Annotated in this window: 9 protein-coding genes and 1 pseudogene; 5 read left to right on the forward strand and 5 right to left on the reverse strand. The window is 68.5% G+C overall.

The annotated features are described in order from the left end of the window. Positions 1–111: 111 nt before the first annotated feature. From ACQR3U_RS12985 to ACQR3U_RS12995, 3 genes are read right to left on the reverse strand one after another with little or no spacing between them, the layout of a single operon-like run. Complete coding sequence (locus ACQR3U_RS12985) at positions 112–4,338, reverse strand: TIGR02680 family protein (protein ID WP_230810648.1); 4,227 nt, start codon at positions 4,336–4,338, stop codon at positions 112–114. Next, positions 4,335–5,480 carry a TIGR02678 family protein gene (locus tag ACQR3U_RS12990; protein ID WP_230810647.1) on the reverse strand — a complete coding sequence of 382 codons (1,146 nt, stop codon included), beginning with the start codon at positions 5,478–5,480 and terminating at the stop codon, positions 4,335–4,337. Before ACQR3U_RS12990 ends, ACQR3U_RS12985 begins: the two co-directional genes overlap by 4 nt. Further along, positions 5,477–7,006 carry a DUF2397 domain-containing protein gene (locus tag ACQR3U_RS12995; RefSeq protein ID WP_019288923.1) on the reverse strand — a complete coding sequence of 510 codons (1,530 nt, stop codon included), beginning with the start codon at positions 7,004–7,006 and terminating at the stop codon, positions 5,477–5,479. Before ACQR3U_RS12995 ends, ACQR3U_RS12990 begins: the two co-directional genes overlap by 4 nt. A gap of 175 nt (positions 7,007–7,181) precedes the next feature. On the opposite strand from ACQR3U_RS12995, the gene ACQR3U_RS13000 reads away from it, so the two are divergent. Then, positions 7,182–7,670, forward strand: a complete 489-nt coding sequence (locus ACQR3U_RS13000; RefSeq protein WP_024103658.1) for a MarR family winged helix-turn-helix transcriptional regulator — start codon at positions 7,182–7,184, stop codon at positions 7,668–7,670. Next, positions 7,663–9,453 carry an AMP-dependent synthetase/ligase gene (locus ACQR3U_RS13005; RefSeq protein ID WP_019288924.1) on the forward strand — a complete coding sequence of 597 codons (1,791 nt, stop codon included), beginning with the start codon at positions 7,663–7,665 and terminating at the stop codon, positions 9,451–9,453. Before ACQR3U_RS13000 ends, ACQR3U_RS13005 begins: the two co-directional genes overlap by 8 nt. 29 nt (positions 9,454–9,482) lie before the next feature. Here ACQR3U_RS13005 and ACQR3U_RS13010 read toward each other — a convergent pair. Next, positions 9,483–10,523: pseudogene (locus ACQR3U_RS13010) on the reverse strand (IS701 family transposase); the annotation flags it as partial. On the opposite strand from ACQR3U_RS13010, the gene ACQR3U_RS13015 reads away from it, so the two are divergent. The 3 genes from ACQR3U_RS13015 (at position 10,464) to ACQR3U_RS13025 (ending at position 11,828) form a co-directional block, all read left to right on the forward strand. After that, a complete protein-coding gene (locus tag ACQR3U_RS13015; RefSeq protein ID WP_230810644.1) occupies positions 10,464–10,853 on the forward strand; it encodes a hypothetical protein in 390 nt (129 codons plus the stop codon). The pseudogene ACQR3U_RS13010 and the gene ACQR3U_RS13015 overlap by 60 nt on opposite strands. Before the next feature lie 224 nt (positions 10,854–11,077). Beyond that, entirely contained in the window at positions 11,078–11,485 is a 408-nt protein-coding gene (locus tag ACQR3U_RS13020; protein ID WP_230810643.1) for a hypothetical protein, read from the forward strand. Continuing rightward, on the forward strand, positions 11,478–11,828 hold the full coding sequence (locus ACQR3U_RS13025) for a helix-turn-helix domain-containing protein (protein WP_230810642.1): 351 nt from the start codon (positions 11,478–11,480) through the stop codon (positions 11,826–11,828). The genes ACQR3U_RS13020 and ACQR3U_RS13025 overlap by 8 nt, the downstream gene beginning before the upstream one ends. A gap of 578 nt (positions 11,829–12,406) precedes the next feature. Here ACQR3U_RS13025 and ACQR3U_RS13030 read toward each other — a convergent pair. Next, the gene (locus ACQR3U_RS13030) at positions 12,407–13,438 is read right to left on the reverse strand and encodes a hypothetical protein (RefSeq protein WP_230810641.1); all 1,032 of its coding nucleotides are present in this window, start codon (positions 13,436–13,438) and stop codon (positions 12,407–12,409) included. Positions 13,439–13,453: the final 15 nt, after the last annotated feature.

Below are 13,453 nucleotides of genomic sequence, written 5' to 3' on the forward strand. Positions count from 1 at the left end.
TGCGTGGGTGGAGGAAGGGCACTTGCTGTTTTGCTGAACCTTTTGCCCGGATCCGGGCGGGTTTAGAGGAACCGAAGGGGGTGGGAGCGAGACGCCTCGCTCCCACCACTGTCATGTCTGCAGCTCGGTGAGCGGTCGGAGTTGCCGGACGCGCCCGTCCCAGTGCACGCGGGTCGTCACGGCCGCGCCGTCGGCGAGTCGCCGGACCTCGTAGACGTCGAGCTCGGGCACCTCCGGCACACAACCCCACAGTGCGTGCCCGGTCATGACGAAGTCGATATCCTGCCGTACGAGCAGACCCATGAGTTCACCGATCGTCGGGTCGTCGATCTTGGCGAACGCGTCGTCGAGCAGCACGAGCCGCAGTGCGGTGCCGGTGTCGGGTAGGCCCGAGAGATAGCCGTCCGCCGCCGCGAACAGCGCCACGTACGACACGAATCGGGTCTCACCCTGGGATATCTTGGCGCGCGCGGAGATCCGCCTCTCCCGGTCCGGTTCGGGGCCGAGGATGGTCACCTCGACCTCGTGCCAGCGCCGGTAGTCCAGTGCCTGCGACAGGTGCTGCGCGTAGCCGGCGGACGGATCGGCGGTGTGGGCGGATTCCACCCGGCGCCGCAGCACCCCGACCAGTTCGGACGCATCCTCGGGTGACCGCTCGGTGGCGGTGAGCAGCTGCGTCAGCCGCGCCGCGTCGGCGTCCTCGCCACCGGGGCGCCACTCGATCCTCACGCCGATCCCGTGCGTCGTGCGGCTGTCGGCGAGACTGTCGTTCATCGCGGCGATCACCTGTCGTGCCCGCTCGATCCGCCGGCGCAGTTCGTCGGCCACACCGCCGAGCACGAATCCCGTGAACACGTCGTGTTCGCGTTGCGACAGTGCCCGCCGGCCGTCCTCGACCTGCCGGGTCAGGGTGACTGAGAGACCCGCGGGCGTGGTGTCGTCACCCGCCCCGGCGATCCGGACGCGATGGGCGCCGTGCGTCACCGTGTGCTCGATGTCGAACCGGGCCGTGAGGTCGCGGTCGAACTGTTGCAGCGCGACGAGCATCGCGTTCTCGTCGACTCCCGTGCGTGGCGGCAACGTGGCCAGCAGGGTGCGGGCCACGGAGAGCACGTGATCCGGATCCTCGAGGTGGACGGGAGGCAGAACCGTCCGGGCAGAGGCGGAGTCCGACTCCGGATCCTCCTCGAGTGCGCCGCGTAGTTCGGGCAGCTGCAGGTGAGCGGCGAGCAGTTCGGCGGCCGCGGCGAGTTCGCGACGGTCGCGGTCGAGTCGTTCGCGTGCGGCAGCACATCGCTGCAGCACCTCGGCGACGGCACGGCCGAGATGGTCGCGATGGGCGACCGTGCGCCGGAACTGTTCGTCGGCGCGTGCCCGTTCGGCCTCCGAGTCACGCAGTTCCTGCGCCAGGTCGGCGGCGTCGACGTCGACAGCGGCGGTCTGGGCAGCGACCACCGCGGCCTTCGCGTGCCATTCGTAGCGGCACGATTCGGCGATCTCCTCCGAGTCGATTCGCTCGGCGGTGGCCTGCACGCACCGTTCGGCGGCATCCGTGAACCGGACGTGGGCAGCAAGGACGTCACCGAGATCGCGTGCCAGCTCGGTGCACAGTGTCTCTGCGGAGGCGCATCCGGCGACCAGCGCCTCGAGTTCCGGAACATCGCCGGGCACGCCGAAGTGCTCGCACGCTGTGCGGTGGGCGTCGAGCTCGGCGGTCCAGCGAGCACGCAGCGTCGTCGCCCGCTCGCGCAGTTCCACCGCGGTGTTCGCTGCGGACCGCACATGCGCGTACGCGTGCCGACGTCGTTCGAGCGCGGAGCGCAGGGCGTGCGAGGTCGGCGCGGTCGACAGGTGCGCGTCGATCTTCGCCCGCCGGTGCGCCGCGTCGGGATAGTCGACGCGCAGCTGTTCCACCGCCAGGTCGATCCGGGTGAGTTCGGCGCGGATCTCGTCGAGACGCACCCGCCGTGCCGCGGTCGCGGCCTCCCGGGCCGGCTTGCCGATGCAGCCCGGGGTCTCGGCGGTGTGGCGCCCACGCAGAACGCCGTTGTGCCAGCGGCCGTCCCGCGAGACGGAGGCCACCGCGGTGGCGTCCTCGAATCCGATCGTGTTGAGGACCGCCTCGACCGCCGGGCGCGGCACGTCGGCCTCGGGGTCGGGACGCAGGACCGTCGACAGGGGCTGCGCCGGTGGTTCACCGCGCGGCGAGACGAGGACCTGGCCGCCCAGTGCACGCAAGCGGCCCTCGCCGTCGACCGTGGCGGTGAGGAAACCCGCGGAGAGCAACGCCGCCTCGATTCCGGCGCGATCGTCGTCCCCGAGGGTGTCGACGAACTCGACCGCCCGCCACAGCGGGACACCGTCGGTGCGCACGTGCCAGGGTGCCTGTTCCGGTCCCTCGCCGATCGCGTCGAGTGCCGCCTGTTCCCGGACGAGGTCCTCGCGCGCGGTCCGCGCCTCACGTTCGCGGCGCTCGCGATCGGCCGGGGCGCCGACGAGGTCGCTCAGAGCGGACCGAGCGGCAGCCGCGGGCAGCGAATCCAGCTCGGCGAGTGCCGAATCGAGGTCGACGTCCTCGGAGTCCGTGTCGCCGGTGTCGGTGGGGGACGAGTCGATCAGTGCGTCGAGTCGCGTGGACAGTCGGCGCATCAGGATGACCCGATCCCGATCGAGTTCCGGCAGCAGAGCCGTCGTGCGGTCGGCGGTGATCCACTCGCGCCACCGGTGCTGCAGACCGGCGGCGGCCGCACCGACACCGGCATCCGTCTCGGCGGCCTCGACGGCACGCTGCTCGGCGTCGCGGGCCGCGCGGTCGGCCGCCGCCTCGGCTTCCCGGACCGCATGCGCGGCGGCGTCGAGTCGACGCGCCTCGAGCAGTCGCCGACCCGCCTGGTCCCGCCGGCGACGGGTCGCCTCGGCGGCACGCAGGATCGCGTCCCGGACCTCGTCGACGTGCCCGGCGTCGAGGGAGACCGTCGCGACCACCGGCCGCACCACCGGCTCGGTGGTGTCGTCGATGCCGGTGCGCACGGGCTCGAGCACAGCGGGTGGACGGTCGGCGGAGAAGTGCAGCGTGGTCGGCGCGGTGTCGTGCGGAAGACCCACCGACAGCAGGTCGCGACCTACCGTCGCAAGCCGTCTCGCGGCACGCGTGACCGAGCAGGTCAGTTCGTCGAGGAGGCGGGCCGCGTGGTCGGTGTGGCGCCGTTCCTGCAGGCGGCTGCGATCGGCGGCGGCGGTCGCGTGCTCGGCGGCGCGGCGGAGCGCATCGACGGCGAGCTGGCGCTGCGCGAGATCGTCCGCGGACCGGAACATCTCGTGGGTCTCGAGTCCGCGGATCGCGCGGTCGAGTTCGGCGACCTGGTCGCGGCGCTCCTTCAGGCGGGTGTCCGCGGCGGCGGCCTGCGCGTCGAGGTCGGCCGCCTCGGCTTCCGCGACGGTGAGTGCGCGTCGCGTCTCGACGACCCGCTGCGCGAGGTCGCGCGCGGTCTCGGCGCCGGCGCGCAGCAGATCCGCAGCGTACTGCCGGTACACCTCGTGGAACCGCAGCACGTGTGCGTGCGCCGCTTCGAGACGGACCTGTTCCTGGCGGGTGTCACCGAGCAGGTCGAGGCGACCTCCCGCTTCGGCGAGCATGTTCTCCGTCAGCGGTGGCAGCGCATCCGACAGGATCTGAGGGAGGCGTCCCTCGTCGATGCGGTGGCCGACATCGGGTGAGCGCAGGGTGTGCAGCAGTTGCAGCAGGCCGTCGTAGCGTTCGCGTCCCGTCTCCGCGTGCAGGCCGAACACCGACTTCCGCACGGTCTCGCGATGCCGCTCCGGATCACGGGTGAGGTTGTCGGCACCGACGAGTTCGGCGAGTCGCTCCCGCGAGAGCGGGATGCGGGCGTCATCGATGAGGTGCAACTCGGTGCCGACACGCAAAGGTGTCGTGAAGAAGTGCACGTCGCTGCGACGGGCGTCGGCGCGGTGCCGGACCTGCGCCCCGACGGTGAGATGTCCGCTGGGGCGCGCCAGTTCGAGCCAGAGATAGCCGACACGGTCGGTGGTGTCCGAGGCCCCGGTACGCATGAGCTCGTCGAGATCGACCTTCGCGGCGCCCGTCGCGTCCATGCGCCTGCGGTCGGCGTCGAGCAGGAAGGGCAGCAACATCTCGAGGGCGCGGGACTTCCCCGATCCGTTGGTGCCGCGCAGGATCATCCGCCCACCGGACAGGACGAACTCGACGTCCAGGTAGTGCCACACGTTCACGATGCCGGCGCGGTGGAGACGCCAGCGATCCGGGAAACGGGGTGGAGAGTTCTCGTCGAGGGCGGACGGGTCGGACGAGTGGGTCATCGACACTTGCTTTCGGCGGGGACGGGGCGGTAGCGGGCGGCGGGTGCGGTCAGTTCGAGTCCGTTCTCGTGCGGGCGCGCCAGCCCGAGCCGGAAGAGCAGAGCGACGACGTCCCGGCGCAGGAGCGCGAAATCGCGGACATAGATGCTCTTCCAGGTGCGGGAACGCGCGGCGGCGAGATCGGCGAGAACCGAGTCGAGGGTGTGCGCGTCGACGTGCAATGTGGTCGCCGCCGAGTCGCCGAACCGTTCGGTGAGTTCGGTCAGGAGCAGCAGGCTGGCGTGCTTCAGGGTGCCCGACCCCGGGAACGCCTCGTCGGTGAGCACGCCGGCCGGGTCGTACGCGAGCGCGCCCTCGGCACGCACCTCGAGCACGAGGCCGAAGTCGCCCTCCAGCATCCGGGCGAGCTCGTGCCGGTCGCGGGCGAGGATCGTCGCCGACTCGTCGTCCAGTTCGTCGCGCGCGACGAACGGGTCCTCGACGAGCCTGCGGTACAGGCGGAGAGCGGCGGGTTCGTGCTCGTGACGTGCGAGTGCCGCTGCGGGACCGGGCATCCCATGGAGGGGAGTGTCGAGCAGCTGGGAGAGCAGGTCGCGGTGGACGTCGAGATGCGGCCCGTCGCCCCTCACCTCGTCGCCACTCACCTCGTCCCCGTGACCGGACTCGGCGATCACGCCCCATTCCTCGAGGACGCGCAGGGCCGCAGCGAGGTTCCGCTCCTCGGACACCGGGTCGCCGAACACGATCCCGTTCTCGCGCGCATCGGCGCGCACCTGCTCGAGCAGGTCGTCGACGGACACCCTCTCGCCGGTCCCGGGTTCGAGCAGTGCCGCGCACACCAGCGCGAGACACGCGTAGGTGATCGCGCCGAACTCGGTGCCGTCGGCGTGGCGGAGCGCCCGGTGCGGTGAGGTGGGCCCGAGCGGTGCCTTGAACAGACGGGCGAAGGTCGGTTCGACGACGAGCCGGTATCCGAGGCGGTCGGCGAACATCGACTTCAGGGCCTGGGCGTGGCGCCGAACGAGGTCGAAGGTCTCCCGTTCGCTCGCGGCGGTGACGATCGGCTGTTGCAGCAGCGCCCGCGCCGCGTCCCGCCGACCGGAGACGTCCCCGGACACCGTGCTCGCGTACGAGGTGCTCATGGCGCCGCCGCACTGTGATCGAGCGAAGCCGTGACCGACGTGCGCAACGAGAAACCGTGCACGGTGAGATCGCCGTCGGGGGAGTGCACCACGGTGTCGGCGCCGGGCTCCGCCGTCAGCGACAACCCGAGATCGGGATCGTCCACCTGCACCGGACCGTCGGTGGTGAGGTGGCCCGCGAGCGCGGCGGCGAGGACGTCGAGCAGGACGTCGCGCGCCTCCGCCGACAGGTCCGCTCCGTGCAGATCGCCCGCCGCACTCAGTTCGGCGACGGCGTCGGAGCGGCGGCGCGACTCTCGCCGGGCGAGTTCGTCGGCCCGGACCCGGCCGGGCATCGAATCGGGGAGTCGGCCGACGGCCCCGAGGGACGTGTGGTCGCCGCGTTCGCGCAACGACACGGGCACGACGACGGGATCGGCCCGCCACCACGACGTGCCTGCACCCACTCGCGGGTCGGTCTCGTCGGGGCCGAGCAGCAGGTGCCGGCTCGGGAAGGCACCGAAGGTCGCGGCGAACAACCGGTGGCCCTGCTCGTCGGAGGACTCGGTGAACCACCGGGCCAGGCGCAGGAGATCTGCGCGGTGCGAGAAGCCCGGTGTGCTCGCCATGATCCGCCGAGTGCGCACGAGCAGCCGGTTCAGCGCCTCCGCCGCTGCCTCGCGCATGCGGCGCGGGCCGGCGTCCTCGGCGTACCACTGCGCCAGTTCGTCCCAGTCGGTGCGACGGCGACCGGGGGACCCGGGCACGGTGTTCGGCAGGCCGGACTCGCGCAACGCGGCGAGCAGGGAGTCCAGACGCGGCCTGATCCGGTCGAGCCTGCCGGCGACGAGAGGGGCGAGGCGCTCGACGTCCGAACCGATGACGTCGACGTAGTCGAGGAGCAGGTTCTTGGTCTCCGCGTAATCGTCGACCGCCCCGGCGCGTTCGCGATCGGATGAGTGTTCGGGACGGCCGGAGTGCTCGAGACGGCTCAGGATCTCGGCGAGGTGCGAATAGAAATCGGCGACGCTGTCGGTGAACATCCGGTGGTGCGCGAACAGGGCGGTGACGTGGGCGGCCAGCTCGTCCCGATCGGGCACGTTCCCGTCGTCCACCAGCAGCTCCTCGATGCGGGCGAGCCCGTCCGCGACACAACGGAGCGACACGCGTGCCACGCCGCGCACGTCGTCGGAGGTGGAGAGAAGCCTGCCGGTCTCGCGGTGCACCCGCAGCCCGGCCGGTGTCGGCCGGTATCGGGCACGGACCTCGGTCGAGGCGGTCTCGGGAGCGCTCCGCCGGTGGGAGCCGCCACCGTCGGTTCCGCCGCTGGTGAGTGCGAGATTGCCCCACCGGACCAGGCTGCGACACCGGGCATCGACGACCGCGATGTCGAGCGCCACCCCGCGCCGCGCACACGAGACCGCGATATCGTCGGCGGACAGATCGGCGAGCAGGAGGTCGGTGAAGCAGTCCATCACCGCGAGGTACTCGTCCGCTTCGTCGGCGACGAGATGACGGAACAGGTCGCGACCGATGTGTTCGCCCATCCGACCTCTTCTCCCGAGTGCTGACGCCGTACGGACAGACAGGCTAGCCCGGTGAACGCCGAGCGGGGCGGACGAGTTCACCGGGTGCGCGCACGGGCTGTGGAGAGGCAGGCCGGAAATCGGCAGGACACCGCGCGGATTCGTGCCGTGCCTCACTCGCGTTTATAGTTGCCCTGTGCAACACAATCGGCAGGCCCGGCGGCCGTCTACGGACGGCGTTGCCCGCGTATACGAGGAGTTCGTGCTTCTCGTGCGCTTCCTGACGTCCGGAGCACGAACGCAGGACAGCGGACTCTCGCTGGTCCAGCATTCGCTTCTCGGCTTCATCTCCCGAAATCCGGGCTGCCGCGCCACCGACATATCCGAGGTCTTCGGTGTCCACCGCTCGACCGTGTCGCGCCAACTGCGTCACGCCGTCGATGCGGGCTGGGTCGAGGCGGGGACGGGTCCGGCACGTGCCGGACATCCGCTCCGGCTCACCGACCACGGAGCGACAGTTCTCGAAGGTGCGGTCGTGCGTCGTCTCGACGACGTCCGCGCCGGCCTCGAGGGCTGGGACGAGAACGAACTCGAACGCTTCGTGGATCTCCTGCGCCGCTTCCGCGCAGGAATCGATTCCGACGACCGGACTCCCGACCAGAACGATGGAGATTGCAGTGCGTGAGTACTCGACCCCGGCCCCGTTCACCATCGGTGACGACGAATCGGTCGTCCACACGGTGTTCACCCATGCGGAGAAGACTCCGCACCGCGTGATGTATTCCCGGCCGCAGGGTGACGACTGGGTCGCGGTCACTGCGCAGCAGTTCGCCGACCAAGTGAAGGCCGTCGCAAAGGGCCTGATCGCCAACGGTGTGCAGCCCGGCGATCGTGTCGCGCTGCTCTCGGCCACCCGCTACGAGTGGTCGCTGTTCGACTACGCGATCTGGACGGCCGGCGCGGTGTCGGTACCGATCTACGACTCCTCGTCCACCGAGCAGATTCGCTGGATCCTCCAGGACTCCGGGGCCGTCCTCGCCGTCGTCGAAACCGCGCGGCACGAGAAGCTCTTCGTCGACATGCCCGACACCCTCCGTCGCATCCTGCAGATCGAGGACGGCGCGGTGAACACGCTTGCGGCCGACGGTGCCGAGGTCGACGACGCCGAGATCACCACGCGTCTGGCCGGAATCCGTTCCGGCGGCCTGGCTTCCCTCGTCTACACCTCGGGAACCACCGGGCGACCCAAGGGCTGCATGCTCACCCACCGCAACTTCCTCGCCGAGGTCCGGTCCATCCTCACCTCGGACATCGGTATCGTCGCCAAGCCCGGCAACCGCGGCCTGACCTTCCTGCCCCTCGCGCACGTGCTGGCGCGCGCGGTGTCGCTCGCGCTCTTCGAAGCAGGCACGGCGCAGGCTCACTGGGCGGACTTCTCGACCGTCTCCGCGCAGTTTGCCCGGTACTCGCCGAACATCATCCTCGGTGTGCCGCGCGTCTTCGAGAAGGTGCGTGACGCGGCAGCGGGCAAGGCGGTGGCCGGCGGACCGGTCAAAGCGGCGATCTTCGATTTCGCCGAGCGCACCGCCATCGCCTACAGCGAATCGCTCGACCACGGCGGCCCCACCTTCACGTTGAAGGCCAAGCGCGCCCTCGCCGACAAGCTGGTCTACTCCAAGCTGCGCGAGGCCATGGGCAACGAGTGCTGGTACGCGATCTCCGGCGGCGGTGCCCTGAGTGCCCGTCTCGGTCACTTCTTCCGCGGCGTCGGCGTGCCGATCTACGAGGGCTACGGCCTCACCGAGACCACGGCCGCACACAGCGTGAACACGCCCGGCGCGCAGAAGATCGGCACCGTCGGGCGTCCCATGGGCGGGAACTCGGCGCGCATCGCGGATGACGGCGAGATCGAGCTGCGCGGCATGGTCGTCTTCGACGGCTACTGGCGCAACGACGAGGCCACTGCCGGTGCCTTCCACGACGGCTGGTTCCGCACCGGCGACCTCGGCTCGCTCGACGAGGACGGCTACCTGTCCATCACCGGGCGCAAGAAGGACCTCATCATCACCGCCGGCGGCAAGAACGTCTCACCCGGGCCGCTCGAGGACCGCATGCGGTCGCACACCCTCGTCTCCCAGGCCGTCGTCGTCGGCGACGGACGCAGCTTCGTCACCGCTCTGGTGACCGTCGATCCGGACGTCTTCGAGAACTGGAAGAACGAGAACGGCAAGCCCACCGGTGCGACGATCGCCGACCTGCGCCACGACGCCACGCTGCGGGACGCGATGCAGACCATCGTGGACGACGCCAACACCCTCGTCTCGCACAGCGAGGCGATCAAGAAGTTCGCCATTCTCGACCGCGATCTCACCGAGGAGTCCGGCGAGCTCACGCCGACGCTGAAGATCAAGCGCAACGTCGTCACCGAGCATTTCGCCCACGAGATCGACGCCCTGTACGCGAAGTGATGCCCTAGTACTACAGCTGTAGATCGAGCTCAAGGATGCGCTGACCTGCGGTTCTGATGACATATCCGAGCTCGTTGCTGATGCTGTCGCCGCCAGATCGACCAATCCAAGACCCGACTACCACCGAGATGTAATGGCGTCAGCACCAGAGCGACGAACAACCGTCGGAATTCATTGATGCTCAACCGAATCAACGAGGAATTACCCTGCTCGACGGTGCGCTGGGTAGCAGTGGCCGCAGCGAGAAACGCGTGGGCGAGCATGACCAGAACGGTCCAGCGATGCCAGGACGTCCACGTGCGAAGCTGATGTTGATCCAATCCCGTCAGGCCTTTGCCGGTCTGGAAGGATTCCTCGACGGTCCAGCGGCGACCGGCGACGCGCACCAACTCGGCCAACGTCACTGGGGCGGGGCTGTAGCAGTGGTAGTAGGCCAACTCCCCGGTCGTGTCGTTGCGGCGGGCGAGCACCGAGCAGTGCCCACCGCAGGCGGGGGCATCGGTGGTGTCGATCCACGCCCACGAATACCAGCGCGGTCCCTTGGCTCCGTCCCCGGCCGACAGTCACCGCCACGCTCGTCGTGGCAGCGCAGCAACAAGTTCGTCGACACGACACCGACCGCTGACGGTGTCCACCTTCCGGTTGCAGCCGATCGCCAGGACGTACCCGATCTGCCTTTCCTGCAATGCCGTTCGCAGGTCCGGGCAGGAACCGTAGACTTCGTCGCCGGCGACCCATGCGGCAGGGGTGCCGGCGTCGAGAGTGCGGGTGATCATCTCGGTGGCCAGGGCGGGCTTGGTCGCGAACTCCACCTCCTCGGGCACTCCGGCGTCGGTGCGGCGGTCGTGGTCCTCGGCCCACGAGCGTGGTAGGTACAGGGCACGGTCGATCAGAGCATGGCCTTTCGAGCTGGTGTAGGTCATGTAGACGGCAACCTGGCAGTTCTCGATCCGCCCGGCGGTGCCGGAGTACTGGCGCTGTACCCCGACGGTTTTCGTGCCCTTCTTCACGTGCCCGGTTTCGTCGACGACGAACGCTGCGGGGTGTGGCTTGCTCGCGAGGGCCTCGACATCGACCGGCCGCTCGAATGGAAGAACGCCGGTGTACTCGCGGTGTGGATCCAGGCCAACGTGAACAACGCGGTCGGACGCCCGTATGTCGGTCATGCCGCGGCGCGCTGGTCGGGCGAGGTCGCCGCCCACGTGGAGGTGCTCGAAACCGTGCCCGGTACCCCCGAGACGGTGGCTGCTCAACTCGCACATCGCATCACGCATATGCTCGCGGACCTCGGGGCGGAGACCATCACGGCGTCTGTTGAGAACGAATATTTCACCGAACTCGGTTACACGACCCGTCCCGGGCAGGCGGGGATGGTCCTCGATGTCGTCTCGATGCCCTGAGGCGGTCGAGGTCGCCATCCCGCAGTTGACGACCTTGTGCTGCCCGCGGTCAGGAGCATGCTGCGAGCTGATCGCCTTCACAACGAAATGGGGGATAGCTGTCCGAGCCGACCGGTGAGCGTGCACGCCGGCCGCGCCCCGGCAAGGATCCTTCGGTCTGCTTGAGTCGTACGCTCACCGTACAGGTTATTCCCTTGACGGAATACTCTTTCGGAGGAATACTTGTGGGTGTGATCGTGAATATGCCCGAGGAGTTCTTCGTCTATCTCGACCGTCTCGAGGAGAAGGTCGACGGCGGGGATCTGCATGCCACGCGGGTATTGGCCTATGTCACGGCGGCATTGGCTGATCTGGCCGCTCTCGAGGAGCCGCCGGTGGCCGAGACTCCGGGGCTCAAACAGGTACGTCAGTCGGGCCGCTATCCGGTCTGGCGGACCTCGCACCCGTACGACGAGGCGGTGGCGGTGCGGGTGATCTGTTGGTTCCCGCCCGGCAGTGATGTGGTGGTGGTGGCGTTGTTCGCCGGCGACAAGGCCCGGATGGGGGATGTGTTCTACAACAGTGTCGGCCCACGCGCCGACGTGGCGATCGAACGGTGGATCAAGGAAACCGAAGGTGAGCATGATGAGTGACAAGCGCACATTCCGTCGCGGCAACGACCGGATCGCCCAGTTGACTGCGAAGACCGCGATTGCTGAGCAGGTCGAGCAAATCCGTGTCGAGACCGCGCAGATGAATCGGATCTATGTGGAGACTCTTGCCGATATCCGTAAGGCCGGGGCGTTGACGCAGACCGATGTGGCCAAGGCGTTGGGAGTCGAGCAGGCGGCGGTGTCGAAGATCGAACGCCGCAGTGATCTGTTGTTGTCGACGCTGCGGGAGTATCTGGCAGCGACCGGTGCGGAGCATCCACGGATCGTGGTGGAGAAGGACGGTGTGGAGGTCAGTCTTGATCTGGATGCCTTCATCAGCTGAAAGCGGTAGTGGCGAACCGGGAATAGGTATCTCGGTGAGGGTAAGTAGCGCTTCGGCTCTATGTGCGGTGTGAAGGGTTCCGCGTGCGGACGTTTTGCTGACGGGTCGAGTTCGGTACCGGCGTGGTCACGAGCTCTGATTCGGCAGTCCTGCACCACAGTGCGGCGGAATTGATGGTCAGGTCGGGACGGTCGCCGATGCGACAGCTTGCATCGAGTTGTGTGAGGCTTAAGGAGGGATGCGGGGTGGCGCGCATGGCGGGCACTGCCGAGTCTGGTGTAGGTGTGGAGGTAGGGGATAGGCCGATCAGCTTCGCTGCGCACCAGGTCAGGGCAGGGGGTGAGATGGGTGCCCGGGACGACTTCGAGACTATGATCGGCCAACTCGTTACGGCTCTTCAGTTCGCCCGTGATGCTGCTGTCGGCCGGCATCCCGATAATGAGGACTGTCCGGAAAACGGTGGGCTGATACGTACTCATCCGCGGGCATCAATCTGTGACCCTGCCACCGAAGGGACCGGATAGAACTGGAACTGTCCTCTGCGTCCAGGGCCGTGTAACGGCATCGCCGCGTGTGTTTCACGGGCCGTCCGAACCGCCGAACACGAGGTGGGGTGTACCGACGACCGGTTCGTGCGGATGGAGTTGTTGTTGCAGGGATGCGAGCGCGGCGTTGTCGAGAGTTCCGCGGTGGATCTGGCAGGCCCAGTCGAAATCCGTGGTGGGCCAAGCAACCTGATGGCCGTGCACCTTTACTCTCCATGGTGTGCTCGATCGAGGTCGTCGGAGGAGCCAGCCTGTCCGCTGGTCTGTGCCCAGTGGTGCGGAGAACGCACCGGACTGTGGATCGGTCAGGTCGACCAGGCGTGGGGTGAAGTCCATCAGCACCGGCACGTGGATGGGTTCGGTGGTGATGTTCTCCCGGAACCACTGCATCGATTCCTCCCAGCGTGTCGCCGGTGGGCCCCCGTGTCCGGCGCGGGCGCGGGATTGATCGTCCGAGACGACCGGTCCGTCCCACGTGAACAGAGAAGGATCGAGCGGCTCTCCCACGGTCAGGTCGGTGAATGCGGTGCCGTCGATACCGTCACCCGAATGTTGCGCAAGCACGGTGCCGGTCTCGGTATCGACCACCAGGCGCATCGAGGGCTCGGGCCTACGGTCACTCTCACGTGCGGCCAGGTCCACGGACCAGCAACGGCGGCCGAGAAACTCGAGGTCGGTCACCGGTCCGGTCGGTCGGGCGTGGTGGTCTCCGACCCAATGCTCGACGGGTGGGGTGATCATGAGGTACCGGCCCGAACCCGGAGAATGCACCCGGCGCAGTGCGGTGCAGCGAGGACGATCGGGCTCGGAGGTGAAGTCCCAGGCGGTGGTGCCGTCACTGAGGAACAGCACGTGCCCATCGAGCGATTCGATTCTCGATCGGCGTCCCCACCGGTACAGACGGAGGCCTTCGAGTCGGGCGGGGAGAAAGACGGGTTCTTCACCGTAGGTGCCGTAGTAGTAATGCAACGGTTCGTCGGTGTTGCGGTACGGGACAACCACACCGTGGATCGGCTGGCGAGGCCCGTCGGCCATGGTCACCAGCATCTGCACCCATGCGGTCATCACATCCTCCGGCAC

Origin of the sequence: Rhodococcus sp. IEGM1339 (assembly GCF_050321925.1) — a bacterium.
GTDB lineage: Bacteria > Actinomycetota > Actinomycetes > Mycobacteriales > Mycobacteriaceae > Rhodococcus > Rhodococcus pyridinivorans.

Bases quoted from the DNA above. Each gene is read 5' to 3' on its own strand.
- ACQR3U_RS13030 (WP_230810641.1), bottom strand. From the start codon at position 13,438: ATGACCGCATGGGTGCAGATGCTGGTGACCATGGCCGACGGGCCTCGC.
- ACQR3U_RS12995 (WP_019288923.1), bottom strand. From the start codon at position 7,006: ATGGGCGAACACATCGGTCGCGACCTGTTCCGTCATCTCGTCGCCGAC.
- ACQR3U_RS13025 (WP_230810642.1), top strand. From the start codon at position 11,478: ATGAGTGACAAGCGCACATTCCGTCGCGGCAACGACCGGATCGCCCAG.
- ACQR3U_RS12990 (WP_230810647.1), bottom strand. From the start codon at position 5,480: ATGAGCACCTCGTACGCGAGCACGGTGTCCGGGGACGTCTCCGGTCGG.
- ACQR3U_RS12985 (WP_230810648.1), bottom strand. From the start codon at position 4,338: ATGACCCACTCGTCCGACCCGTCCGCCCTCGACGAGAACTCTCCACCC.